We start from the raw sequence: 24,902 nt of genomic DNA on the forward strand, positions 1-24,902 counted from the left end.
CATTTATAACCTCCATTATTTAAATGTTATTTCATTAGTCCTATTTAAAATGATAAACAGCGCCATTTAATCAGTTGTAATTAATAAATCACCATGAATTTAATCTTCATGGAACGGATGGTAATAACATGATGTATAAAAAAAGCGCTTTAGCATTAGCGTTAGTTGCGGTGCTTTGTGGCTGTCACGATGATTCAAATAACGATGACACCAGCGGCTCAAATTCTGGCTACTCCAACAGCGTCAGCGATGGCCAGACCCTCACCAACACCGATGATGTTGTGGCTATTGGTCAAGATTCCGGTGAAGATAGCGTAACTATCACCATCGGCGCGACTTCAGACATTCATGGCCGTCTGTTTGCTTACGACTATGCCACGCTAAGCGAAGATGCTGATACTGGCTTAACCAAAATTGAAAGTGTAATCGATACGGTAAGACAGCAAGACCAAGATGCGCTGTTTATCGATATAGGCGATACCGTTCAAGGTAACTCGGCGGCACTTTTTAACGACTATGACACTCACCCTATGGTCGATGCCCTGAATACCTTGCAATACAATGTTTGGGTACCAGGCAACCACGAATTTAACTTTGAACGCTCGTTTATCGACCGTAACTTAGAAAACTTCGGCGGCGCAGTTATCTCAAGCAACATAAAATGGAGCGACTCCGACGTTAACTACATCAAACCTTACCAAATCTTTAATATAAAAGGGGTAACGGTTGCCGTGGTTGCGGTCACACCATCTAACGTGCCGAACTGGGAGGCCTCTTCCCCTGACCATTTTGCTAACCTTGCTTTTGAAGATGAGCTAGCATCTGTTCGCGACGCCGTCGATGAAGCCATTAGCCAATATAATCCTGATGTCGTCATCGGTGCATTTCACCTTGGCCGCAGTGAAAATGGGACAGGTACCTATCGAATTGCCTCTGAGCTTGCCGACAAATTCGATGTTATTTTTGCCGGTCACGAACACGCAGAATACATTGAAATGGTTGAGAAAGATGCCTATAGCGACAGTTACACGGGCACCGACATCGCGAATAACGACCAAGAAGATAAGTCGATTTCAGGCACTTATGATCAAACCACTCGCGAGTCAAAAGTAAAAATCATCGAACCGGGCAAATGGGGCTGGGCACTTGCCACAGCAAATATTGAACTGAAAAAAGACGCAGATGGCGCGTGGCAAATGGTCGATACCACTCTTGCTAATCACCAAACAAATGATGTGGAAGAGGATCCAAATGGTCTCCTTTATACCGAGTTTTCTTGGGTGCATGAAGAGTCGGTCGCTGATACTAGCCAGCAACAAGGTGTGGTGACGGGTAACTTTACCCCGTCGTCAACCGGTTACGCTGATGAAGCAACCGGTGAAGATTTCGATGTTGAAGCCGATCGTTTGTATTCCACTATTCATTACGCCAAAGTTCATGACACACCACTGATTGACTTTATTAACCAAATTCAAATTCAAAACATTGCCAAAGCCGGTTATCAAGTCGATGTTTCAGCCGCGTCGCTGTTTTCTGACCAAACCAATCTGGTCGATGGCGAAGCGTACACCAAAGCCAAATCGGCCAATTTGTACAAATACGACAACACCTTGCTGGGTGTAAACATCACAGGCGCTAACCTGAAGAAGTTTATGGAGTGGTCATACAGCTACTTTAACACTTATACCGATGGCGACCTCACCTACTCTTTTAACCCTAACGCTAACGCTTACAACTATGATCAGTTCGACGGTGATATTCAGTACACCGTCGACCTCACCGGTGATGCCTACAGCCAAAGTGAAAATCAAGATGGCTCATATACGGTGACGAACCCTGGCTCGCGCATTGAAATTACTTCAATTGGCGGACAAGCCTTTGATGCCAATGCCACCTACAAGATCGCGGTGAACAATTATCGCTATGGAACCCAGTTACTGACTTATGGCTGGGTAAGCAGCGATGACGTGTTCTACGAATCAACCAACGAAGAGGTTTATGCAGTGCGCGACATGCTGACGGAGTATGCGAGCCAAAATAGCGGCGTTGATGTCGGAAGCTTTAGCGGCAATACCAACTGGTCATTTGTGCAAGACGCGGCAATTGAAGCGGCGCGCAGCGATGGCGGACAAGGTCAAGCACTATGGCAGCAATTACAGAGTAAGCAGATCTGTGTACAGATTGAGCCAGGCTCGCGTGAAGAAGCCATTTCTGTGTCACTGAACCCAAGTAACACCGACAGTTACTACGCCAATCCAACCGGTACGGCTGCGGGCTGTAATTGATGTGCAGCTTAACTTTACATTGAATTGTTTAAGCAAATCGAATGGTTTAAACAGATTGCGGCGCACTGGTGCGCCGCTTTTTGCCATTTCGCTCTAGGATTCAGTTCTACTTGTCTATCATCACTTTTTTTACTTACCCCACTTATAACGACTATGGATAAGCTTAAAAAATACGCCTTCCCATTGATCATTGCTCTGATTTCCAGTGCGATATTTTATCTGTCACCGAGTCTTAGCCAAACTGTGCGCCCTCATTCGCCATTAACTCAGCATTTTGTCGAGGCACGTGTGGTAGAAATTGAAAGCCAGCAGCTCAAACCCGACCCTCAGGTTCCATCGATAATGACCGGTAGGCAGATTTTTAGTGCGGAGATTTTACAAGGTGAAGAGCAAGGAAAGCAGGTTCGCGTGACCAATCCGCTCAGTCGCCAGCACAATGTGTATGTCAAGGCTGGCGATCACTTTATCATGCTGGTGAGACTCAAAAATGGCGAACCCTATTATTGGGCTTATAACCACAAACGCTCACCCGCCATTTATGCGATGTTAGCTCTATTCCTGTTGCTGTTAATTGGGTTTGGTAAGCAGCAGGGGCTGAATTCGATCGTATCGCTGTATTTCACCGCAGCGTTGATCATTGGCGTTTTAATTCCGGCGATATTTGCTGGTTGGAACCCGATTCTCGTCACCATCGTTTTAATCGCGATTAAAATCGTGGTCAATTATATTTTGGTGTGCGGCTATAACACCAAAAGCCTGTGCGCTATGTTCGGTACCCTGCTTGGCGTCGTGGCTGCCGGGTTATGTTCTCAACTGTTTGGGGAACTGGCACATCTGTCTGGCATCTACCTTGATAAGGGTGAAGATGTCATTTATCTGACCACTGCGCACCCGATTCAAGTTCGTTGGCTGATGTTCACCGCGATCATGATTTCTGCCTTAGGTGCGGTGATGGACGTCGCGATTTCGATCGCTTCTTGCTATCACGAGTTGCGCCAAACCGATGCAACTCTAACACCAAAACAGCTGCGCCACGCGAGTATGAACGTAGGGCGCGACATCATGGGCACCATGACCAATACCTTAATATTAGCCATCGCTGGAGGCTCGTTGACCACCATGATGATGGTGTGGGGTTTTGAAATGCCTGTGATTCAATTTATCAATACGCCGCTGGTGGCGATGGCGATGGTTCACGCACTAGCAGGGAGTATCGGTATCGTTCTCACCATTCCGCTAACCGCTTGGCTTGCTTCGTGGTTATTTTCTTCAAATCGTTAAATGAGTATTTTCTTTGCGCCAATTATTCGATTTACAGTCTGACATATGGCTGTTCTTACCTTATGACGTGATTACCTTATGAATAGATAAAAAAAGCGAGCTTATAGGCTCGCTTTCATGGTCAATACTTAAGCCAGAGTTGACATATCAATCACAAATCGATGGGCAAGATCGCCCGATTCTAGCTGCTCAAACGCGTGATTGATTTCATCCATACGAATCATTTCACATTCAGGATAAACATCGTGTTCAGCGCAGAAATCAAGCAGCTCTTGAGTTTCCGCAATGCCGCCAATTAGCGACCCCGCGATGCGACGACGTCCAAATATCAGCGGAAGGGTCATCGGCTCTTCGAGCGGCCCAATTTGACCAACAATAACCAGTGAACCATCGAGCGCTAATAACGGTGTGTAAATATTGACGTCGTGTTTGGTCGGCACGGTATCAATAATTAGATCCAACGACGATGCAGCCGCTTTCATTGCCTCGGCATCGGTTGAGGCAAGAATGCCCTTCGCGCCAATCTCTTTTGCCTGTTGCTCTTTATTGGTTGAACGGCTGATCACAGTAACTTCGGCGCCCATCGCAACCGCAAGTTTTACGGCCATATGACCAAGGCCGCCTAAACCAATCACACCAACACGCGAACCTTTGGTTACGTTCCAAGTGCGAAGCGGAGAATAAGTTGTGATCCCGGCACATAAGATAGGCGCAGTGCGCGACATATCTAACGATTCTGGAACTCGCAAGACGAATTCTTCTCTGACAACAATATGTTTCGAATAGCCACCCTGAGTAATGTCTCCAGTAAGACGATCTGGTGCACCGTACGTCGGCGTCATGCCATTTTGGCAATATTGCTCTTCCCCGTCATGACAGTGCTGACACTCTTGGCAACTATCCACCATACAACCAACTGCCACACGGTCGCCAACTTTGTATTTGCTGGTCTCGCTACCGACTGACGTGACAATGCCGACAATTTCATGTCCGGGAACCAGTGGGTAAGGTTGCGGTCCCCAATCACCATTGACAGTATGTAAATCTGAGTGACACACGCCACAATAAGTGATTTCAATCGCAACATCATTTGGACGTAATTCACGACGTTCAAAATGATAAGGTTTAAGAGCTTCATTCTCTGAATGTGCCGCGTAACCAACTGTTTTCATGTCACAATCCTTTTCTTTGTATTACCAATAAACTCAACGGCATAGGTATTTGCCGTAAAAACTACTCTATATTTTTTCAGCTTATTTCTCTTGCCTATATGTCTCGAATGTTTGCCCGATTGCTAGGCTGCGCCAATTCTGTCTATCAGGTCAGGTGCATCATAATCATGGGAAAAAATGACTCATGCTCTAGCTAAGCTCACAACTTAAGCTTAATTGAAAAAATGAGTCCCAACTCCAATAGAAAAACAATTTTAGGCAAGTAATCGCTATGATCGTACAACTCAAGCTAAGTGATGGCATGCGATAATGGCTACGCCTTATGTCCAAGGCGTGTCGCATGAGCAGCTTTGATTTTAACGGACGAATCTTCATTAAAGTTCAGCGTCATCGCATCAAATCAGTACAGTGGAGAGATTATGCAATACACAACGTTAAACAACGGTCTAAAGATGCCAATGGCAGGTTTTGGCGTTTTTCAGGTAACGGACAAAGACGAGTGCAAACAGTCTGTGCTCAGTGCCATTCGCGCTGGCTACCGCCTTATAGATACTGCAGCTGTGTATGGCAATGAAGATGCTGTCGGCGATGCTGTACGTGAAGCCATTGAACAAGGTTTGTGTCGCCGTGAGGAATTGTTCATTACTTCCAAACTGTGGATACAAGATATGGCTAACTACGATGCAGCCGCAGAAGGCATTCAAGCCTCGCTTGAAAGATCTGGCCTAGAATACTTCGACTTATATCTACTTCACCAAGCGATGAGCGATTATTTCAGCGCCTGGCGAGCATTGGAAGATGCCTACCAAAAAGGTGTGTTAAAGGCGATTGGCGTCTCGAACTTTTACGCCCATGTTCTGACGAACTTCTGTGAGACCGTCAAGGTAGTACCTATGGTCAACCAAGTGGAAATGCACCCGTATTTTGCCCAGCCCGAAGCCATTGAAACCATGAAATACTACAAGGTTCAACCTGAAGCTTGGGCACCACTCGGTGGCGGTCGCCATAAGCCGTTTGAAGACCCAACCCTGCAAAATATCGCTACAGCCCACGGTAAGAGCGTGGCGCAAGTGATCCTACGTTGGAACTTACAACGCGGTGTTACTGTCATTCCGAAATCTACCAAACCACAGCGTATCGAAGAGAACTTTGATATTTGGGGATTTGAATTATCCGCGCAGGACATGGATGCGATTAATGGCCTTGACTTGGGTTACGTCGGAGAGTCAGTTAAACACTTTAACCCGCAATTCGTGCGTGGCTGTTTGAGCGTCAAAATTCACGACTAGAGATCTAGGCACCAACTAAGTACGCCTAACTCACCTCAATCTCGATAGAGAACCGTGTTTGATTACCCAGAACACCATCAAACACCGTTCCCTATTTGCTCATCAATGTCTTGGCTCAGCAACTCGCTTCTATAGCACAGTTTGGTTCAACTCAAAGGCAGCTTACGCTCAGAAGGTAAATTCGATGACACATAACGAGTGTTTACAATTCGTACGTATTACGGGTGAGTGGCGCATTTCACACAGCGTTTTAGATGTTGTTTGGCCGCACGATTCAAATTGAACTAAAGCTTAAACAATAACCAAGAGGATAATTAGCAATGATTAGCTAGCGACGTTGCGATAGAACCAAGTTGAACAATGTGTGATGAAAACGGCAATGCAAAAGGAAGCTTTTGAGATTGGAGCGTACTGCGGGAATCGAACCCGCATCATCAGCTTGGAAGGCTGAGGTAATAGCCATTATACGAAGTACGCTTGGCGTCGTGTTGACGGCTATTAATATGCCACAGCCATTCTAAAAGAAAAGCGTTTTTTAAGCTTTTATCGCTCGTTCGTACAGATAACAATCAAAATAATATCAATCGCTTAATAATTGCTCGTAAACCTTGATTGGCATAAGTCAAAGTGCGTCAATAATGCGAAGAATACGCGGCGACAAAAGCCCTTCTTTCATTCCACTGCGCATTTGAGCAGACACGCAATCAACTGTGTGGTGGTGGCCGGTTCGCCGCTTTGCTGGCAATAATCGATAACCGGTCCGCAGATGTCATCAATTTCTAGCGGCCTGCCCTTTTCTCTGTCGACCAGCATTGACGTTTTAATCGCATCAAAACCATTGATAAGCTCAAACATATCATCGACATCGTGAGACTCTATCGCGACATCGGCCTGTTTGGCTGCTCGCGCGGTTTCAATCATCATTTGATAAGCGGTCTGTTTGAGCACCGGATCATGTAAAACCTGCTGAGTATTTTTGAGCGTCAGCGCGGTGAGAGGATTTAGCGCGTTGTTGATAATCAATTTTCGCCACAGCGCATACTGAATATCATCAAAATTGGTAGTCGGAATGCCCGCCTGATTAAACGCCTCGACCCAAGTATTAAGCTGCTGCTGAGAAAAATCATTGCTGGATGAATTTGGCCAAGCGCCGAGTTCAATTTGCGACTCTCCCGCCACTTCAACCACACCTGGCACAATAATATGGCCGCCGATACGCACAGCTAAACCACCTAACGTTCGCGAGCGCCCTAATTGATCAGCAATTTTGACTTCATTCATCACCCCGTTTTGAATCGATAATACTGGGGTATCGGCACTTTCAAGCCAAGGTGACATTTGCGCTAGAAAATCCAACGTCGCGCCACTTTTGGTCGCCAATATAATCAGGTCAAATTGCTCACAGGGAAATTGCTCACTAAGCGTCTCCATACTCATGGCCTCAACCGCTTGGTGAAAATCGAAGCTCGGATGGATCACTTTAAGCCCATCACGATTTAATGCCTGCAGATGCTCGCCGCGAGCTACAAACACCACGCGATGCCCGGCACTCACTAACCTCGCCCCGTAATAACAACCGATACCACCCGCCCCTATCATGGCGATATTTAAGCGACTGCTCATATTTACCTCTCCTCCTTGAATTTTGCAGATGGTTTTAACTTAAAACTCGCGGCTCGCGTTGTCTAGGACAAAAAAAAAAGAGAGCCGAAGCTCTCTCATCTTTAAGTTAAGGAATATTAGCGCCAACGCCTAGCATAACTATGCGACCTTAAAGTGCGCCATTTCCTGAGTCAGTTCACTGACCTGAACACGTACCGTCTCGGTCGTGTGGTTGGAACTGCTTGCCAGTAACGACACATCGTCAATGGTTTGGGTAACATTGAGCATCTGCTGATTGATACGCGAAGTGGCGCTTGATTGCTGCTGCGCCGCTTCTGTGAGCTCAAACATCTGCTGGTTGAGCAACTCGATTTGCGCAGATGTTGAGGACAATGCGCTCACCGCTTGTTCGGTCAGCTGTGCGCCTTGCTCTGCCAATTGCAAGCTGTCTTCTATTTCTGTCACGACCGACGAAGTCGCGGTTTGAATCGCTTGTATGATCTGATGAATTTGTGACGTCGACTGGCTGGTTCGGGATGCCAACATCCGTACTTCATCGGCAACCACAGCAAAGCCGCGACCGTATTCACCAGCACGCGCGGCTTCAATCGCAGCATTGAGTGCCAGCAAATTGGTTTGCTCTGCGACACTTTGAATCACCTCCGTCACTTGGCCAATCGCTTCACTTTCACGGCTTAGATCGCTGACTTTTTCACTGGCAGTCGCGATGGTGCGATGCAGGTTTTCAATCACTGTCTGGTTGGTGGTCAGCGCGCTTTCGCCCTGCGCCAGTTGTCGTTTTGAATCATTTAATGCCGCTACTGAGACTTCGGCGCGCTGAGCGGTTTCATCGGCAGAAAGCGCCACATCCGCCAGTTGTTTACCGGCTTGCTCTATGCTGTGCTTTTGCGCGCCCAATTGCGATGTCGTACTTTGGTTAGCGTCAACCAAACTGCCCATGCTCTGGCCAACCGCGTTGGCTTTTAACGTCACCCCTTGCACAATACTGGCAAGCGAGCGATTCATTTGGTTTATCGACTCGGTCAAACTTGCCAATTCATCATGGCCTTTAACCGGAAGATCCGCTTCGGAAATGTCGCCAGCCGCAATCTGTTTCGCCCGTTTAGACAATACGCCCACGCGCGCACCAATACTTCGCCCAATTAAACGCGAGGCAATAACCGCAGCGGCAAAGATCACCACGACCGAACCGACCAATAAGCTACTCACTTGCACAAGCGAGGCAAAAATTCCCTCACCGCTTTGACTGGCTTTATGCTGTTGGCTTAACACTTGACTATCGAAGCTTTGTTCAAGTCGTGTTACCGCAGGCAGTAATTCTGTGGCGAGCTTTTGATTGGCTAAGTTCCAGCCTTTTGATTGACGAAGCGCAATCACTTGTTTTTCAAGAGGGAAATACAGCGCCTGCATCTCTTTAAATAGCGACCATAATCCTTGGTCGTCTTCGGTCATAAAGTCTTGCTTTTGTTCGATTTCCTTGACGTATTTTGCGTGGGATTGCAAAAAGTCGTGGTACTTCTCAAGATAGGCCGGATTGGCGTATTGCAGGTAGTCGCGCATCGACGAAAGCGCATTGGCAAGCGATGTGTAACTGTCGGCGTAGAGCCTAAATAGACGCTTACGTTCGCCGCCCTCTTTGTTGCTTGATTCTGAGTTAATCAGCCCCTGCAATTGATCGAGTGCCACTTCAGCAATCGGTGCGGCTTCGTTTAGAAACAGCGCATGGGCTGGAAGATGGCTGTCATCTTGGCTAAGTGTCGCCGTCGCTTTGATCAAATCACGCACGGTTTGCCACTCGCTTGAAATTTGGCTAAACACCGCTTCTGGCAGCAAAGTTTGCAGTGTAGGCAATGTATTATCCGTCTCATCAAGCACTTGATTAAGCTGCTCAAGCTGCGCGTTTTCACCCAGCAACATATAGGCTCGAAGTGCAGAAAGAGATTGCTGAATTGATTGCTGAAATGAGCGACTGGTATCGACAGTCGGCAAATCCGTTTCCAGCAAAGAACGCGTATGAGTTTCCACCACGTTGACGCTTCTATAGATAAAAGAGGCTGATACGATAAAAAGTACCGCAAGTGACAGAAAGCTTAACTGTAACTTCCTAGATATCGAGAGTCTCATCCTTTAACTCCTTATTGTTTTGATTTTGGTAATATATCCTCTATCGGCCAGTTATAAAACATATGTAGATGAAAAACATAAATATTCTTAAGAACTTTGACTCTTCGCCATCACAGCCATTCAAATAAATTATAAATAATGCACACTTCATCAGTAAACTTATCTTTTTAGCGCTTTATTTGCTTAATACAAATCCATTTAGCGCCAATTTTTCGAAGTTAGCTATCATCACACAGGGCAAATTGATCAGCGGTTTTAACATAGCTATGCAGTTTGGTCACTTTAGGCGAAGCAGGCCAAATCGCTCGCGGTTTTTCTCCGAGCGTCAAACTGATAAGCTGATCCGACTGAATAATCAGCACGAAATCGTACAAGAGCATAGGCATGGCAGAGACAGAATTGGCGCCCGATTATTATCTGGATAATTTTTTTACCTTGATTCACCATGCCCAGAACCACTATCCGGACTTACTCAGCGAGCAAGAGCGAGATTGGCTGCAAAACTTTGCAGGTTTGCCCCATGCCAGTCAGTGCCTGCTGGTTCGTATGTTGTCACGTAAGGGGCACTGGTTTCGCTCTGATAAGCTGAACTATGCTGAGATTGGCCCTGTTGATGTGGCGCTTGTTGCGCTTGAAACTGCCAACATGGTTGCCATTAACCCGCCGATCAGCGCCGCTGAACTGGGCGAACATTTGCTCACCAAGCCTGAGCTGATCGCACTGTATCCAACTCTCGATAAGCGTCTGCCAAAACCGCAGCTGGTGGCAAATCTCGATAGTCAAAATAACGCCCCGCTCTGCAAACTCGAATTTTCTGTCATCGAGCTTTATCAGCCAAAAACCATTGATGTGTTATTGCTGCTGTTTTTTGCCAATACGCATCAAGACTTAAGCCAGTTTGTATTATCCGATTTGGGTCTGCATCAGTTTGAAACTTATCCACTTCCCAAAGCCCGGCGCTTTTTTCAAACTCGCGCGCAAGTAGACCAAAGGCTTCAACTCAGTGAGCTAAACCAACGTTATCAAAACGCGCCAAAATTACGTGAGGTGCTTGTCGATATCGCAGCGCAAATCCCTACCTCGATTGATCACAGCTATGTCGATCGTAAGCGCGAGCAACTTCTCAATCACATCAGCCGAGATCTTGAACGCCTGGGCGAATATCAAGCCGCTTTGCATGGGTTTAACCAAACAACGCTTCCGCCAAGTCGCGAACGCCGCGCTCGCATTCACGACAAACTTGAGCAGTTTGCAGCGATGCAGCTAATTGTCGATGACATGCAATCTCATCCAGTCGATATCAGCGAACATGAAGTGGCAAGCAAACTCGCCGCGCGCTTAAAACGCCGCTTGGGTGAAAAAGTCCCTCGCAGCAGCAAAACCAAGCCCAATCAGCAGCAGCTATCGCTTGACCTTAGTGAGCTAAGAGTTGAAATCGCCTGCCTCAATCATTTTACGCAGCAAGGCTTTGAGACGTTTTACTGCGAAAATGTCCTACTCAATGGCTTATTCGGCTTGCTGTTTTGGGAGGTGATTTTTGCCCCTGTTGACGGTGCGTTCATCAATGCCTATCAATCGCGCCCACTGGATCTTTATCACCCTGATTTCACCCTTAAACGTCAGAATTTGATCGACCAAACCCTTTCGCAAGCATTGACTTTACCGGTTGATTTTTGGCTTGAACGATATAAAGACAAGTACTCCATCAGTAACCCCTTCGTGCATTGGCAAGCGTTGCCAGAAATGCTGGTTAGCCAAGCGTTAAACCATATTCCAAGGCCGATTTTGGTTGAACTGTTTAAAGTGCTGCTTAGCGATTTGAAGCTCTTTCGCAGCGGTATGCCCGATTTAATCTTATTCAAAGATGGCAACTTTGAATGGGTCGAAGTCAAAGGTCCAGGCGATAAACTGCAAGACAGCCAACTGCGCTGGATCAGCCATTTTGAACGCCTTAAGGTGCCGTTTTCAGTGTGTTATGTAAAGAGTTAATGTAAGTTAGCCTCTTTTATGGATATTGCACATACATAGATGTATTTACATATTTCTGTTTCATTTTAGAGAAATACAAAAAAAACGGCTCAAACAGCTTTAATTATTAAAATTATCATCAAAAATCACAGTGAACCGCTCTATTAATTCATCGACAAGGGAAATGTTATGAAAACACTAAAACGCGTTGCCTCCATGTTCTCGGCGCTACTTCTTTTACTTGCGTTTTCGATATCCACCGCCAACGCCTGCCCACAAGGTTACACTCCTTGCCAAGGTGGAGGATGTTGTAAAATTTAGTTATCGTTATTAATTAAATGCACTCAAAGCCAAGGCCAAGGTGAAAGTGAAGGCCAAGGTGAAGGCAAAGGCGAAAATTCATATTTAAGTTCACAACTGCTAAAATCAACATAATTTACAATTAAATTTTTCTGATATTCACTCAATATGCGGCTTTCATTTATAGCCGCATAAAATTTCTCATACTTAGGTGGAGTTTGCTTTCTTACCTTTCTTGCATAAATACAATAGATATTTTTGAAATTTTCGTCATTAGTAATTTCTATATCTTTTGTATAAGACTGAAATAAAAATAAAAATGAAAGTTCATAGGACAATACAAGTCTGTCTTGATTGTTAATAGATTCAATAGTTTCACTTATATCCTTTATATTTTCACCGACAATTTTTTTTCGTTCATGATTACTATCATTAGTATCGTCATTCTCACCGCAATACCGACCATATAAATTAATAAATTTAAATCCATTAGAATCACTTCTAATTTGCTCATCTTTACAATAAACATTATATACAATAGTAGTAAATTCTTCGTCATTTGACTTACCACCGTCATGATCTATGAAATTTATCGGATTGATATTATTAAAATAAATAAATGATTTATCATCACTCCTAGTATGATTTTCTATGTGTATATCGTTAAATGTTGTATTAGATAAAAACATTGCATTTAAGTCGTAAGATGACAAATTACAGTTACAATACTCTTCTTTATTTATTTCATCACTTATCTTATTACAACTAATACTACTATTACGAAATGACGCATTAGAAAATGAAACATTACAAATATTTAATTTATCGAGTGACACATTTAAAAATGATGACTTCTGTATATCTGAATACTTTATTTTTGAATAAGACAACTGAACATTATCGAAGGTAGAACCTTCGAGCATCGACTGAGACAAATTGATGGCATGCATTATACTATCATCAAATTTGGCCCCTTCTAGATGGGATTGAGAGAAGTCACTGTAACTTAAATCACTATTTCTCACTCTTACCTGATACATGATACTATTTTTGAAATTTGAAAACAGTAGATTCCTATTATTTATAAACATAGGCTTAATGAAATGGCAAATATCATCGCTATAGCTGACACACTTTCTAAATGTGTTCATATTAAAATCATAATCCGATGCATTCGTGTTACTCAACTCAAATAACTGAGCGGATTTTGATAGATCAAAGATCTGTTCTTCTTCAACCTCTAGATGAGGGAACATATTTTTTGTTAGCACAAAAATATTCTTAAAAAAATTGCTTTGATTATGTTCACCAAAAACTTTCAATTGCTCTAGATTTTTCGCTAAAAATAGCAATAAAATCAATGAAATAAGAGAAAACAATGACAATAATGACACTGACAATGTATAGTAGAACTCGAAAAAATACCACCAGCGACTAGATCTTGTTTTATTGTAATTCTCTTGAATCCTTAGTAACTTAAACTTATTTTTAAAATTGCACATAGATAATATAAAAAACAATAGTAAAAATAAAACATTGTAAGGAGTAAAAAAATGCTTAAACTCTAACATCGATAAAATTAGAATAGATAAAAAATAAAAAAATATCCAAAAACACCTTTGAATCATATTTTCTATTAAAATAGAAAATGATATTAAAACAAATAGAAGAATTAACCAATCACTAAAGCTCTCAATGAATGTTGTAATAAAGTTGAAATCAAAATTCATACTGGGCGTGTCTGTCGCCCCTGATATTAATTGTTTCTCATGTTCTATATAATCATACAAATGTCCAAAAACTGATGAAACTATTATAAATATAATCATTGATATCATAAAATTAATAACGATAGACTTAGTATTTTTTTTACCGTTAACTTTATAACCACACTCCTTTATAAGCTTAAAATACAAATACCTAATCAGAACCCAATGAGAATCAAACCTTTCATTTAAAAACTCTTTACAGGATAACCTTTGCCAATAGCAAATAGAAATATAACAACTAAGAATGATGCAGAGAAAATGATAGCTAGAAATCATCACACTCTGATAATCTAAAAACCTAATCATTAAAAAAAACTGAATAAAAATAGGAAAAAATGATAATAGGAATGACATATTAGCGTAGACTAATATCTTATCATCTCTGCTGCTACTAAAAACGAAATTGACAAAATTTTCTTTTACTTCGTGGCTAAGTGTTCCCTTACGCCCTTTAATTTTAGCTAGTTCATAGATATACATTAAACTCTTGCTATGATGGACAAGAGAAGAAGAGACATGATAATTAAATATAATTAAAAATATGGGAGAAAATATGAAAAACCCGACTACATCAACGCTAAACCCCAGAAATGGAACCGCATACATGTCCGATCTTATAAGTAACTGCAGATCAGTTATGCTCGATACTGTTATCAATACAAATATCTCAGCAATTAGCATAAATAGTATTGCAAATTTTATGTCATTGGCCGAGGAATTGACGATAGAAATCAACTCTTCATAACTTGAGTTTTCATCGATTCTGTTTTGTCTAAACTTAAAAAAATTCTTATTCATAAAGCACCCTTGATGAATCCATTCATGTCAGAGATTTGTAAAAATAAGTATTGATGATAAATTTAATATTAAATGACTAATTCATCTATGTAGCAATATTGGGACATATATTACTTATTTCATAATAAAGACGCCTCTTAATTATTGCGCTAAATAGTCTGTAGAGTGGCTTTTTCTGCCCATAAAAAAGGTCGCTTACGCGACCTTTAAACTAACCAACTCGTTGTTAGGTAAGATTAACAAGATACCGCGTCTAGCGACACTTCGGGGTCAGACTCGCCGCTAATGCGATTGCGTAGGTCTCGGCGAATAACTTCGATAGACCAGAGCCATACCAAGTGACCAAAGATTTCAGATACGTGCTCGTACCACGGTAGGCTAAATAGTGGTGGTGTTAAGCCCATAAGTGGGAAAGAAATCATATGAACAAACAACTGCGCGAGTGCGAGCCACGAACACCACTAGATGCCGGGTACTCACCAGCCTAGCGCCGTAATAACAACTGATACCACCCGCCCCTATCATGGCGATATTTAAGCGACTGCTCGTTTCCATATAACCTCCCTGATCTGCTACCCATCACTCTAACTTAGGGCGCGGCGCTTAGGATATCCAGAAGAAACCAGAGCGTTGGCAGTTCAATGTCACATGGTCCTCACGTACATTTAGAAATACCAATGCAGACCATTCAACTTTTGCTTTAGTGGCCAATTTAAGCTAACTACCCGATTGATTACTCTAAGAAACTTACACCATGACGGCTTCAAGTTAAGTTAAAGACAGCCGGGCTATTGGGCTACTGATCATACTATTCATCCAACCGATATCTATCGGTCTTAATGCATTAATAACTTTATCATTACTAATTCGAGCGAGGAACTATCTCGTCCATTGGTTACAACTCAACCTGATTAAAAATCATCCAACACAGAAAATTACATAATTTATAATTTTGCTTTTAAATCATATGGATGAATAACATTATGACCATGATAGTTGGAGAAACAAACACCGATGGCAGTGGCAGCGCGGCCAATTTAACCGAAGACAACGGCACTGTCCTCGACCTGACCTATTTTTACTCAGGTAGCGAAAGTGATACTGATACTTTAGTCAGCGATGATATAACTATCAGCGAAACCAATTATCACTACGGAAGAATCTCTGTAAGCGTCACTAATACCGCACAATGGAACGCCCAGGGCCTGAAAGAGTTTTATATCGACTCATATGACAACTGGCCATTTGACAACTATTACCCTAGGCTGTTCATCAGCAATTTTGTCGATGTCCATATTGATATTGCTAGCATCGGCTACAATTACGCCGAGGCGTATACCATTACTTTCGCCATTTACGATGCCAAACGCGGCGATATCGATCTTTCCGCTCTTAATACTGATATCTCTACTTATATCACCATTGTACCTTACAGTAATGGCGCGAGCTGGAGTAACTTATTTACCATCACCACTGGCGAGAGTGTAGATTCAGTCACTTTCACCACCGAGGGCTCAGCTTATGAAGCGGGCACCACTAAGTATACTGAATTTGATGTCGACCTTGGCGCCGGAGACGATACCTTCACGTTTGATCTCGATGCCGCAGCATCGGCTTCCCAGACCCGCTACGTGGATGGCGGCGAAGGCGACGATACTCTAGTGCTGGATTCGGATTCTGATATTCTTCACTTTGCCAACTTTGAGTATATTGAAAACGGCTCTGACGATGCAGAAATTACCCTAACGTTAAGCCAGGCGCTGCTGGAAAATAATTCCGCACTCACCATCACTGATCTGGACATCGAGTTTGCAGATGATTACAGCAGTATTACTGTCACTGAAACGGATGACGATTACTATAACGTCACTGTGGTTTATGATGATGAGAGCTACTCATTTACCACCAATGAGATTGATTCCGATTGGATATTAGCCAGCTAACACTCGGCTTAAACTTTCCCAACTTACTTTGTCACCGCACACAAAAAAGGCCGCCGAAGCGACCTTTTTACTTTTTACTTTTTACTTTTTACTTTTTACTTTTTACTTTTTACTTTTTACGACTGAGCCGTTAATTAGCGTGCGGCATCAAGCGCAACTTCCGGATCCGGCTGGCCAGTAATGCGATTACGTAGGTCACGGCGAATAACTTCGATAGACCAGAACCATACCAAGTGACCAAAGATTTCAGATACGTGCTCGTACCACGGTAGGCTAAATAGTGGTGGTGTTAAGCCCATAAGTGGGAAAGAAATCATATGAACAAACAACTGCGCGAGTGCACCAGCAAGCAAACCTTGCCAAAGTTTGATTTTCGGGAATTGTTCAGCAACGACACAGTAACCAACCGCGAATACAACTGAGAAAATAATGTGCGTTACACCAACCCAGTTAAATGCATGACCAGCAAATGTGTAAACGGCTTGGTTTGGATCAATAACACCTAACCAATCACGCAAAAATACATAAGGGGGATTTAAAAAATTGCGTGAGCAGTCAATTTGATCGGCTGCGCGAATTAATGCTTCAGGTGAGCAAGCAGCATTAAACATATCAATAGGACTACGTGGTGGTAGCGGTACTTCCGCGCCCCACTTAACAAAAGCAGAAACAATACCAGCAATTAAGCCAATAAATGCGGCTAAGCCATAACGTCTTCTTGAAGGATCGGTTTGTTCAAAGAAATTCATGTTTATACCCGTTAGACAATTAAAACAAAAGGGAACTAAACATTACCACGCTTGTGGCACATAAAAAATATAAATATATTCAAAACAAACATAGACAACCTTAATAATTTGATCATCCACCCAAAACTTAGACTGAATAATAGTTGAGTAACCAACAAGGATATATTAATTATTTCCCGCAATTTTCACAAATACTCATAATATTAAAAATAAATAATTCGTATAAGAACAACCAACTTAACCACTTGTTTTTATTTGAATTATATTATTAAAACACGTTCAATACAGCAGTACAACGATGAAATTAAATTTAAAAAGTTATGCAAAACAGTCATTAAAACACTCGAACAAAAGCAATTTAAAATCAACATTAAAGTAACATTTAAAATTATCAAATCATCATTAAGTCTTAATAATTGAAAATTAGTTTTCCATTTTATTAGCTAGGAAGAATTGAAAAGCATTGGCGGTTAATACAATAAATATTCAAAATAAAAACAATTTACTTACAAACCAAGTCCAATGATCTATCACTGGTGATTTTATATATGATTATTTATATTCATATGTGAATTTTAGATAATCAAATTAAGAATTTACCAACAATAGAAATTTAAATTTCCATTCAATTCTAGGTATCGAATTGATCTATTAATATTGATAATAACGTTATTTAGATTAATTAATAATCAGGCGAGTAGCTAAAAAGTCAGTACTATTTGAGCTTTGATGAAAATCGATGGGATTAAAAAGCGAGATAGGAGTCGATTTATTCTTCGAATATCAAAATAAAAAGCTGAGTAGAAGCAAACGTGACCGTAGACAAAACTAAGGTCACGTTATTTACATTCTATCGCGCCGGATTATTCTGTCGCGTCATGAACCGCTTCTTTGCTGTCGTTCCAAACTTTCGATGAATCATCTTTAACGCCTTCCCAAGTGTTTGAACAGCCACCTAGTACAAATGCCATAGCAACAACTAACAACGAAATTCTCATGGTATTACCCCTATTTTCGACGGTTTCAATCAAGTAAATACCAAACGAAACGTAACTATGTTTGGTATTAAGTACAGCATTCCATCACGTTTAGGCAGCTTGGATAAGTAAATTTATTGTTAGGAAATTCGTGCTAAACCTTTGAAGAAACTCAGCCATATACTCTCCTTTGGGTAGCGTTTGAACTTAACATCATGTTTTTTAATAAAATATCTAAGCTAGACTCCCCTAGGCGTTAAAAAACGCACCATACAAAGCGTTACTGCCAAGCGTTTACTCTAGGTGATTTATTCCCTAAGTGTCTCAGTGATAACACAATTTGGCGTGCGTTTAGCTTTTTAACGCCGGCATGAAGCCCTGAATTTGGTCGATTGCAAACGATACTATAATGCAAGTTATTGCAGCTTTCTTTGAACTAAGATGTGATTAGAGGCATCAAGAAATTGACCGCTGATGAACAAGCTCGCTATGCTGGAACCATTATTTTCAAGGACGAAAAAATTATGGGCACCAAACTACCTGAAAGTTTTTCAAAGATATTTTTAAAGATTTACCACATCGTTGAAGCGATACTTCTCGTCGCGATTACGCTCGCCACCCTATTTGCGATTGGTAATGAATTCCTGCATGTGTTTACCGAGCAAAGCGTGTTACTCACGGACATTTTACTGATGTTTATTTATCTCGAAGTACTGTCTATGGTGCAGCAGTTTGTCACTAACGGCAAAATTCCGGTGCGTTACCCAATTTACATCGCCATCATGGCGATTGCCCGATACATCACGCTCGGAATGAAAGAACTTGATGGAGTGTTTGTGGTATGGCTGTCACTATCGGCACTTATTTTAGCCATAGCGACTATCGTGATTCGTGTTGGTCATTATTTCTGGCCCTATGAGACCATAGCCAAACGCTGTCATCCCCTCGACAAAAAGCGTGCAGAACAAGAAAACCGTGAAGAACGAGAGTAATGCGATTTGTGTAAATAGCGCGATTAAACCAGTAATAGGCAACCGTTATTGAGTCACCATTCGTGCTATCAACGCGATAATATTACGATGTTTCTACCTGAGTTTTTGGCTTCGTATAGCGCCTTATCGGCGTTATCGAGTAACTCGTCAAACGTACAATGCTTATTAGCCAACATGGCTAAGCCAATACTCACCGTCAATTCGATACGCCGGTCACCGATAATAAGGGGCGAATGGCTTACCAACACACGCATCCTTTCCGCCAACTTTAGCGCCTGCTCCTCTGCGTACTCGTTGAGTAATATCGCGAACTCTTCGCCGCCGACTCGGCCAAAGATGTCACTGTCACGAATATTGCGTCGGCAGATGTCGGCAAAATGCTTCAGTGCTTGGTCACCAATGGCATGACCATAACGGTCATTGATCGATTTAAAGTGGTCGATATCCAATATCAACACCGCCATAGACTTTTTCTGCAATAAATTGATTTTCATTTCTTTATTGCCAAATTCCATAAAGTAGCGACGGTTGGCAAGCCCTGTCAGCACATCGGTCGTTGCCGCGTGAAATAATTTATCTTGGTAATCACTGAGATCGCTTAAATCTTTTTTCAGTATCCAACGAGTCAACACGATCGTAAAAATAAAGAACGCCGCCAAAATGGTATAGAGATAAGGACCAATTTGTGAGGAAAGTTTATCGCTTTGCCAAAATAACTCACCGACCGAGATATGTTGTTTCGGCCCGGTCAAAAGCAAACTGTCATCATGTTTAGTATTTGAATCAAACGAGAGATTGGGCAATTTAAATTGGCCGCTAAGTTCATTAAGAAACTCTGGGGTGAGTTCTCTGGCCAATACCAACAGCGAACCATCAACAACGGTTTCGCTCTCATCATACAAAAACGGTTCAGCACTGACTAAATAGACGGTGCCCTGAAACTTGGTAAAAAATGACTGATGCAAGGCAGACAGATCCTGATTCTGGATCATGTCGAACTTTTCCATAATAGAAGAAGACATTAACGAGTTGAGTTGTTGATTAAATGGCTTACTTTCCTCATGTTTACCAAGCAGTTCCACCGTCTTATCGCGATAAATAAGCGCAATAAAGCTCAAGTTATAAGTAGGGACCAAATAGTCGCGATACATGTCATCGACCCACTTTTGATCTCGACGCTCAACGGTATTTTGATAGGAAAGATCCCAAAAGGAATATTCCATATTGAGTTTCACCAATTCGTCTTTTTCTTTATTGAGCGCGATCACGACGCGCTCATGGAGGTCCTCTATTTCTTTGTCATCGAGCGTTTTGAGGAAAAACATGACCAACACGGCAATCAAAATCATCATGGTAGAAATCAGCCATGTCACCGCAGAAATCACCGAATTGGCTGTAAAATATCGTTGTTTTAGCACACCAAGTTAACCTTATTTGAGCCACTCATAAACCATAGTTCATGACTGATAAACAAGCACTTTTGGATGAGTAGCAAACTTCACTTAAGCATTAATAATTACTGTATACCAGGCGATAAAAAACGTCGAGCTACCTATATGATTGGAATGAAAAATGAGGCGCTAAACAGCGCCCCACTTCTCACCATAGGTGCTCAATCATCAATATTTGAATTGACCCACTATTTGCTCAAGCTTCGCGACATCAATACCAAGTTGCTGACCCGCTTGTCTGACCGATTCGATACTGCGCGAATTGGCTTGCGTTGCCTCAGCAATGCTCACGATGTTTTGTTCAACACCTGCCGCAACATAACTCTGCTCTTCAGCCGACGAGGCAATCTGAATGTTCATCTGATTAATGTTTTGCACATTATCTGCAATCACAGCTAACGACTGCTTAAGCGTATCCACCGAACTAAGCGACTGACTCGCGTAGTCGTTACCAATTTGAATCGCATCAACCGCTTGCTGAACATTGCTTTGTAAGCGTGTAACGATATCTTGAATATCTTGGCTAGAGTTTTGCGAGCGTCCGGCAAGTGAGCGTACCTCATCGGCAACCACCGCAAAGCCCCGCCCTTGCTCACCAGCCCTAGCCGCCTCAATCGCGGCATTCAACGCCAACAAATTAGTCTGCTCAGAAATGGCGATAATGACATCAAGAACTTGGCCGATGTTTTCGCTGTCTTCGCCAAGATGTTGAATCACAGTTTGCGCGCTTTGCATTCGGCTGACCAACTCGGTTAAATGCTGAGTCGTTGACTCGCTATGCTCACGCCCCTGCTCGGTTAGCGCATTGACCGATTCAGTGTCTGTTGCTGCATTGGTCGTGTATTGCGCGACTTCTCTCGCCGATACCGTCATTTCACTGACATCTTGACGGGCTTTATCCGTCACCTGACGTTGATGAACCATTTGCTTTTCAACGTCAGCAGCGGAATCTTGAAATATTTTTGCTTGTTGAGTTAGCGCTTGAGTCATGTCAGCAACGGTTTTAACCGTTGCCTGAGTTTTTTCAATAAAATTATTAATATGACGGCTGGTAATCCCCAATTCATCAGAGCGTGAATCATCGAGCCTTTTCGTCAAATCCCCTTCGCCAGTGGCGAGATCTTGGGCCATATCGGTCAATGCTTTAAGTGGTTTTAGCAGGCTTGTTTGAATCACCACATACAGCACTGCTAGCGAAGCAATAAACGCAACCGCCAGCGAATATACAGCTATCTCAATACTGCTAGTGTATTCAGTTTGATTATTGAGTAGTGTTTTAGAACGGTCCGCAGACAACGACATCGCATGCTCTACCGAATCAGAAATCGCCTCTGCGGCTTTATCAAATTCAGCCATAATTTTGTTGCCGCTTGCTGGTCCACCCTCGATATAAGCGTGTGCCATTTTTTGACCTGTCTGGAAATATTGGTCAAGCGTTGGCGCCATTTGCTGGTAAAACTGTGCATTATCCACGTCTAATTTCGCAAGCTCCAGCAGCAGCGATTTTGCGCTTTGGTAGTTTTCGGTCGCCACATCAATCCCATCATTGAGACCATCTTGTCCACGCGTTGCACTGATGTCAGTCAGCCACTGTTGAATCTGAATCACCGCAATTTTGAGCTGATAGCTCTTTTTGACTATCGGCTCAACCGCATCAGCGATATACACCGATGTGTTATGAATTTTTGTACTCTGATATGCCAAAAACAGGGATTGAAAAATAACTCCCAGCGCCAAGACCAAAAGCGCTATAAAGAACTTTTTCTTTATCGTCATTAAGACTTCCTTTTATCACTACTAATATTATTGTTATTTTTAGGTTTTATAACGTTTAGATGACAATAAATTCAAGATGTAATTTATAAAATCAGTCTATTTTTTTAAAAGTTTGAAGTCGTATGTATTTTTTTCGAAAAAATCAATGCTATCAAATGGTAATAAATACTATTTGTACCTAAATCGTCTTATTTTTAAGAAAAAATCACCAAATTAAAATGTCATACTCAATAAGTTTCATTATTTTATGAATAGACAAAATATTGAACGAATTTAATATTACTTCCAAATAAAAAAATAGATTACCGTTATCAATTCCAAGATAACCCTCTGATAATCAAACTCAACAACCAGCATGTCACACAAGATAAAAAATAGATTAATATCAGTAATTTATATTGAAATCACGCAAATAAAGTCTCGGTAAAACAAAACCTTTATACATATATAAAATTCGCTCACTTAATTTAAAATCAAGCGTTTGCTTGCAACAATATTCGTAGCACCCAGTGAGTCTTGATGGAACGTAATTGGGCACAAACGTTTTTTCATAAAAATTCAGTTGTTGAGTTCTTGGGATAGAATCGATGCCATCACGCAAGCCAGGGTTAATAGCCATTCGATGATTATTTTCCCATCTAGCCATTCGCTAAGCTGTATATATGCACTGCCAAATAATATATGCGGAAAAACTTTTTAGTCAGTGGAGCTGGCTGGAATTTCACCATTTAGCACTCCTTTAATATAAGAACCTTGTGTAGGGCAATCGTATTTCCCCTCGTAGTTTCACGAAGCACACTGCCCCATTTTTGATTGGCAGCAAAGCCAAATTGTTGTAACTCTTCAACTGAATCGCTCAGGGCTTGGACAATTTTATGTTGCGCACAAGTGCTGTGATCGGCTTACCGATTTGGTGACGGCTTTGATGCTGGCCGAACACCGCATAATAGTCAGCTTGTTCGCGGTCAAATTCACTGTATTTGTAACTGTTATTGGCGTTGTGGACGAAAAATTTGGCGACACAACCGAGTTGAAGTATGTGTTATCACTAAGGGAAGAAAAAAGCGCTTCGGTTGTTAAGCCTTAGCGCTTATTCGATTTTTGAGGGGAAAATGACGTGTGATTAGCGGCTTAAACGAGCATTACTGCCCTTTGACATGGCGGCGCGAATTTCGGCTTCGGTGACTAAATTCAAATCGCCGCTGACTGATAGCTTGAGCACACTTGCCGCAATCGCAAATTCAATCGTTTCTTGACCATCGAGCCCGCTCAGCAATCCATGCAGTAAGCCTGCACCAAACGCATCACCTGCTGCGACCCCTTCCATCACATTAATATGGTGAGTCGGCGTTTCGTAGAACTTGCCATCTTGATAAAGAATGGCCATCCAATCGCTTTGTTCGACCGAATGAATATTACGCAGTACGCTGGCTACAGTTTTACAGTTTGGATAACGCTTGGTGATTTCTTGCATGCCAACGCGGAAGTCTTCAATTTGGTCGATGCCGTGAGATAAATCTCCGTCGAATGCCTTAATGCCGAGCATGGCTTCGAAATCTTCATCGTTGGCAATGCACACATCGACAAACGGCATCAGTTCCGCCATGACTTTTTGCGCCGTCTCTGGCTGCCACATTTTGCCGCGGTAGTTGAGATCGCACACCACTTGAATTTGGTTTGCTTGGCAATATTCAAGCCCAGCTTTTAGCGCAAGCTCTAACGATTTAGAAATCGCAGGTGTGATACCAGAAAAATAAAACACTTCAACACCATCAAGCAGCGTAGGCCAATCAAACTCTTCGGTATCTGCCGTTGCAATCGAACTGCCAGCGCGGTCATATACAACACTGGTTGAACGTGCGCCATTGCCTTTTTCAAAGAAATACATACCAAGGCGCGGGCCACCGCGAAGTACACGTGATGTATCAACACCAAATTTGCGTAGCGTACCAATCGCGGCTTCGCCAAGTGGATTATTTGGCAACTTGGTTAAATAACCGCTGTGGTGGCCTAGCTGAGCCAGCGATACCGCGACATTGGCCTCGGCTCCGCCATAAGCGGCCTCAAAACCGTTGGTTTGCAAAATACGTTCAAACGCGAGCGGCTTTAGACGCAGCATCATCTCGCCAAATGTTAATGTTTTCATTGAATCATCCTTTACGCATAAAAATCGGCGGCGCGCAGTGCGGCGTTATCGCTAAAAAATTCGCGCGCAGACCTTGACCATAATTGGCTAAATCTTGGCTATGGTACAGGCTCGACAAAGTAAAAAGCTTGAGGTTCGACAAAATGCGACAAATTAATTTATAAAAACAAACCAATAAACTAATTTATTTAAAACACCGATTCTATTTATTAAATCTTACCAATAAAGATCAGCTACGCGCTGAATTCTAAGCATAAAA

At 42.4% G+C, this 24,902-nt stretch carries 19 protein-coding genes and 1 tRNA gene; 7 read left to right on the forward strand and 13 right to left on the reverse strand.

All coding sequences use genetic code 11. The annotated features are described in order from the left end of the window. The first annotated feature begins 128 nt into the window (after positions 1 to 128). Together BLS03_RS14410 and BLS03_RS14415 are read left to right on the forward strand one after the other, a co-directional pair. Positions 129 to 2,285, forward strand: coding sequence for a bifunctional metallophosphatase/5'-nucleotidase (locus BLS03_RS14410; RefSeq protein WP_218122009.1), 2,157 nt, complete (start codon positions 129 to 131; stop codon positions 2,283 to 2,285). Between the two features lie 153 nt (positions 2,286 to 2,438). Then, positions 2,439 to 3,566, forward strand: coding sequence for a YibE/F family protein (locus BLS03_RS14415; protein ID WP_093275296.1), 1,128 nt, complete (start codon positions 2,439 to 2,441; stop codon positions 3,564 to 3,566). Between the two features lie 128 nt (positions 3,567 to 3,694). Here BLS03_RS14415 and BLS03_RS14420 read toward each other — a convergent pair whose 3' ends face one another. Then, positions 3,695 to 4,738 carry an NAD(P)-dependent alcohol dehydrogenase gene (locus BLS03_RS14420; RefSeq protein ID WP_093275300.1) on the reverse strand — a complete coding sequence of 348 codons (1,044 nt, stop codon included), beginning with the start codon at positions 4,736 to 4,738 and terminating at the stop codon, positions 3,695 to 3,697. A gap of 419 nt (positions 4,739 to 5,157) precedes the next feature. Between BLS03_RS14420 and BLS03_RS14425 the strand changes: the two genes are divergently transcribed. Further along, positions 5,158 to 6,027, forward strand: coding sequence for an aldo/keto reductase (locus BLS03_RS14425; protein WP_093275304.1), 870 nt, complete (start codon positions 5,158 to 5,160; stop codon positions 6,025 to 6,027). A gap of 402 nt (positions 6,028 to 6,429) precedes the next feature. Here BLS03_RS14425 and BLS03_RS14430 read toward each other — a convergent pair. The 4 genes from BLS03_RS14430 to BLS03_RS25670 all read right to left on the reverse strand — a co-directional run bounded on the left by BLS03_RS14430 (position 6,430) and on the right by BLS03_RS25670 (position 10,160). After that, a tRNA-Gly gene (locus tag BLS03_RS14430) sits at positions 6,430 to 6,504 on the reverse strand. Positions 6,505 to 6,699: 195 nt separating this feature from the next. Next, positions 6,700 to 7,650: a ketopantoate reductase family protein gene (locus tag BLS03_RS14435; protein ID WP_093275306.1), complete on the reverse strand. Its 951-nt coding sequence runs from the start codon at positions 7,648 to 7,650 to the stop codon at positions 6,700 to 6,702. 138 nt (positions 7,651 to 7,788) lie between these two features. Further along, complete coding sequence (locus BLS03_RS14440) at positions 7,789 to 9,774, reverse strand: HAMP domain-containing methyl-accepting chemotaxis protein (protein ID WP_093275309.1); 1,986 nt, start codon at positions 9,772 to 9,774, stop codon at positions 7,789 to 7,791. A gap of 218 nt (positions 9,775 to 9,992) precedes the next feature. After that, positions 9,993 to 10,160, reverse strand: coding sequence for a hypothetical protein (locus tag BLS03_RS25670; RefSeq protein WP_176765604.1), 168 nt, complete (start codon positions 10,158 to 10,160; stop codon positions 9,993 to 9,995). Here BLS03_RS25670 and BLS03_RS14445 point away from each other — a divergent pair. After that, the gene (locus BLS03_RS14445) at positions 10,159 to 11,763 is read left to right on the forward strand and encodes a VRR-NUC domain-containing protein (protein WP_093275311.1); all 1,605 of its coding nucleotides are present in this window, start codon (positions 10,159 to 10,161) and stop codon (positions 11,761 to 11,763) included. The genes BLS03_RS25670 and BLS03_RS14445 overlap by 2 nt on opposite strands. A 168-nt stretch (positions 11,764 to 11,931) precedes the next feature. Further along, on the forward strand, positions 11,932 to 12,063 hold the full coding sequence (locus BLS03_RS26030; RefSeq protein ID WP_281241235.1) for a hypothetical protein: 132 nt from the start codon (positions 11,932 to 11,934) through the stop codon (positions 12,061 to 12,063). Positions 12,064 to 12,086: 23 nt separating this feature from the next. Here the strand turns inward: BLS03_RS26030 and BLS03_RS14450 are convergent, their stop codons facing one another. The 3 genes from BLS03_RS14450 to BLS03_RS26205 form a co-directional block, all read right to left on the reverse strand. Further along, positions 12,087 to 14,609: a pentapeptide repeat-containing protein gene (locus tag BLS03_RS14450; RefSeq protein ID WP_093275314.1), complete on the reverse strand. Its 2,523-nt coding sequence runs from the start codon at positions 14,607 to 14,609 to the stop codon at positions 12,087 to 12,089. Positions 14,610 to 14,845: 236 nt separating this feature from the next. Next, the gene (locus BLS03_RS14455) at positions 14,846 to 15,043 is read right to left on the reverse strand and encodes a DUF1440 domain-containing protein (RefSeq protein WP_281241236.1); all 198 of its coding nucleotides are present in this window, start codon (positions 15,041 to 15,043) and stop codon (positions 14,846 to 14,848) included. Further along, a complete protein-coding gene (locus tag BLS03_RS26205; protein WP_143015637.1) occupies positions 14,988 to 15,164 on the reverse strand; it encodes a 2-dehydropantoate 2-reductase N-terminal domain-containing protein in 177 nt (58 codons plus the stop codon). The genes BLS03_RS14455 and BLS03_RS26205 overlap by 56 nt, the downstream gene beginning before the upstream one ends. A gap of 428 nt (positions 15,165 to 15,592) precedes the next feature. Between BLS03_RS26205 and BLS03_RS14460 the strand changes: the two genes are divergently transcribed. Continuing rightward, a complete protein-coding gene (locus BLS03_RS14460; protein ID WP_093275317.1) occupies positions 15,593 to 16,552 on the forward strand; it encodes a hypothetical protein in 960 nt (319 codons plus the stop codon). Positions 16,553 to 16,686: 134 nt separating this feature from the next. Here BLS03_RS14460 and BLS03_RS14465 read toward each other — a convergent pair whose 3' ends face one another. After that, positions 16,687 to 17,301, reverse strand: a complete 615-nt coding sequence (locus BLS03_RS14465) for a YagU family protein (RefSeq protein ID WP_093275319.1) — start codon at positions 17,299 to 17,301, stop codon at positions 16,687 to 16,689. Between the two features lie 863 nt (positions 17,302 to 18,164). Then, positions 18,165 to 18,299, reverse strand: coding sequence for an entericidin EcnAB (locus BLS03_RS14470; RefSeq protein ID WP_093275322.1), 135 nt, complete (start codon positions 18,297 to 18,299; stop codon positions 18,165 to 18,167). Positions 18,300 to 18,802: 503 nt separating this feature from the next. On the opposite strand from BLS03_RS14470, the gene BLS03_RS14475 reads away from it, so the two are divergent. Next, positions 18,803 to 19,270, forward strand: coding sequence for a phosphate-starvation-inducible protein PsiE (locus BLS03_RS14475; protein ID WP_093275374.1), 468 nt, complete (start codon positions 18,803 to 18,805; stop codon positions 19,268 to 19,270). Positions 19,271 to 19,338: 68 nt separating this feature from the next. Here the strand turns inward: BLS03_RS14475 and BLS03_RS14480 are convergent, their stop codons facing one another. The 3 genes from BLS03_RS14480 to BLS03_RS14490 all read right to left on the reverse strand — a co-directional run bounded on the left by BLS03_RS14480 (position 19,339) and on the right by BLS03_RS14490 (position 24,643). Further along, positions 19,339 to 20,688, reverse strand: coding sequence for a sensor domain-containing diguanylate cyclase (locus tag BLS03_RS14480; protein ID WP_093275325.1), 1,350 nt, complete (start codon positions 20,686 to 20,688; stop codon positions 19,339 to 19,341). 201 nt (positions 20,689 to 20,889) lie between these two features. Next, on the reverse strand, positions 20,890 to 22,497 hold the full coding sequence (locus BLS03_RS14485; RefSeq protein WP_093275327.1) for a methyl-accepting chemotaxis protein: 1,608 nt from the start codon (positions 22,495 to 22,497) through the stop codon (positions 20,890 to 20,892). A gap of 1,123 nt (positions 22,498 to 23,620) precedes the next feature. Continuing rightward, the gene (locus tag BLS03_RS14490) at positions 23,621 to 24,643 is read right to left on the reverse strand and encodes a sugar kinase (protein WP_093275330.1); all 1,023 of its coding nucleotides are present in this window, start codon (positions 24,641 to 24,643) and stop codon (positions 23,621 to 23,623) included. Positions 24,644 to 24,902 lie beyond the last annotated feature (259 nt).

Source organism: Vibrio xiamenensis (assembly GCF_900100015.1).
Lineage (GTDB): Bacteria > Pseudomonadota > Gammaproteobacteria > Enterobacterales > Vibrionaceae > Vibrio > Vibrio xiamenensis.

Coding starts and splice junctions, on each gene's coding strand:
- BLS03_RS14410 (WP_218122009.1), top strand. CDS start 129: ATGATGTATAAAAAAAGCGCTTTAGCATTAGCGTTAGTTGCGGTGCTT.
- BLS03_RS14415 (WP_093275296.1), top strand. CDS start 2,439: ATGGATAAGCTTAAAAAATACGCCTTCCCATTGATCATTGCTCTGATT.
- BLS03_RS14420 (WP_093275300.1), bottom strand. CDS start 4,738: ATGAAAACAGTTGGTTACGCGGCACATTCAGAGAATGAAGCTCTTAAA.
- BLS03_RS14425 (WP_093275304.1), top strand. CDS start 5,158: ATGCAATACACAACGTTAAACAACGGTCTAAAGATGCCAATGGCAGGT.
- BLS03_RS14435 (WP_093275306.1), bottom strand. CDS start 7,650: ATGAGCAGTCGCTTAAATATCGCCATGATAGGGGCGGGTGGTATCGGT.
- BLS03_RS14440 (WP_093275309.1), bottom strand. CDS start 9,774: ATGAGACTCTCGATATCTAGGAAGTTACAGTTAAGCTTTCTGTCACTT.
- BLS03_RS14445 (WP_093275311.1), top strand. CDS start 10,159: ATGGCAGAGACAGAATTGGCGCCCGATTATTATCTGGATAATTTTTTT.
- BLS03_RS25670 (WP_176765604.1), bottom strand. CDS start 10,160: ATGCCTATGCTCTTGTACGATTTCGTGCTGATTATTCAGTCGGATCAG.
- BLS03_RS26030 (WP_281241235.1), top strand. CDS start 11,932: ATGAAAACACTAAAACGCGTTGCCTCCATGTTCTCGGCGCTACTTCTT.
- BLS03_RS14450 (WP_093275314.1), bottom strand. CDS start 14,609: ATGAATAAGAATTTTTTTAAGTTTAGACAAAACAGAATCGATGAAAAC.
- BLS03_RS26205 (WP_143015637.1), bottom strand. CDS start 15,164: ATGGAAACGAGCAGTCGCTTAAATATCGCCATGATAGGGGCGGGTGGT.
- BLS03_RS14460 (WP_093275317.1), top strand. CDS start 15,593: ATGACCATGATAGTTGGAGAAACAAACACCGATGGCAGTGGCAGCGCG.
- BLS03_RS14465 (WP_093275319.1), bottom strand. CDS start 17,301: ATGAATTTCTTTGAACAAACCGATCCTTCAAGAAGACGTTATGGCTTA.
- BLS03_RS14470 (WP_093275322.1), bottom strand. CDS start 18,299: ATGAGAATTTCGTTGTTAGTTGTTGCTATGGCATTTGTACTAGGTGGC.
- BLS03_RS14475 (WP_093275374.1), top strand. CDS start 18,803: ATGGGCACCAAACTACCTGAAAGTTTTTCAAAGATATTTTTAAAGATT.
- BLS03_RS14485 (WP_093275327.1), bottom strand. CDS start 22,497: ATGACGATAAAGAAAAAGTTCTTTATAGCGCTTTTGGTCTTGGCGCTG.
- BLS03_RS14490 (WP_093275330.1), bottom strand. CDS start 24,643: ATGAAAACATTAACATTTGGCGAGATGATGCTGCGTCTAAAGCCGCTC.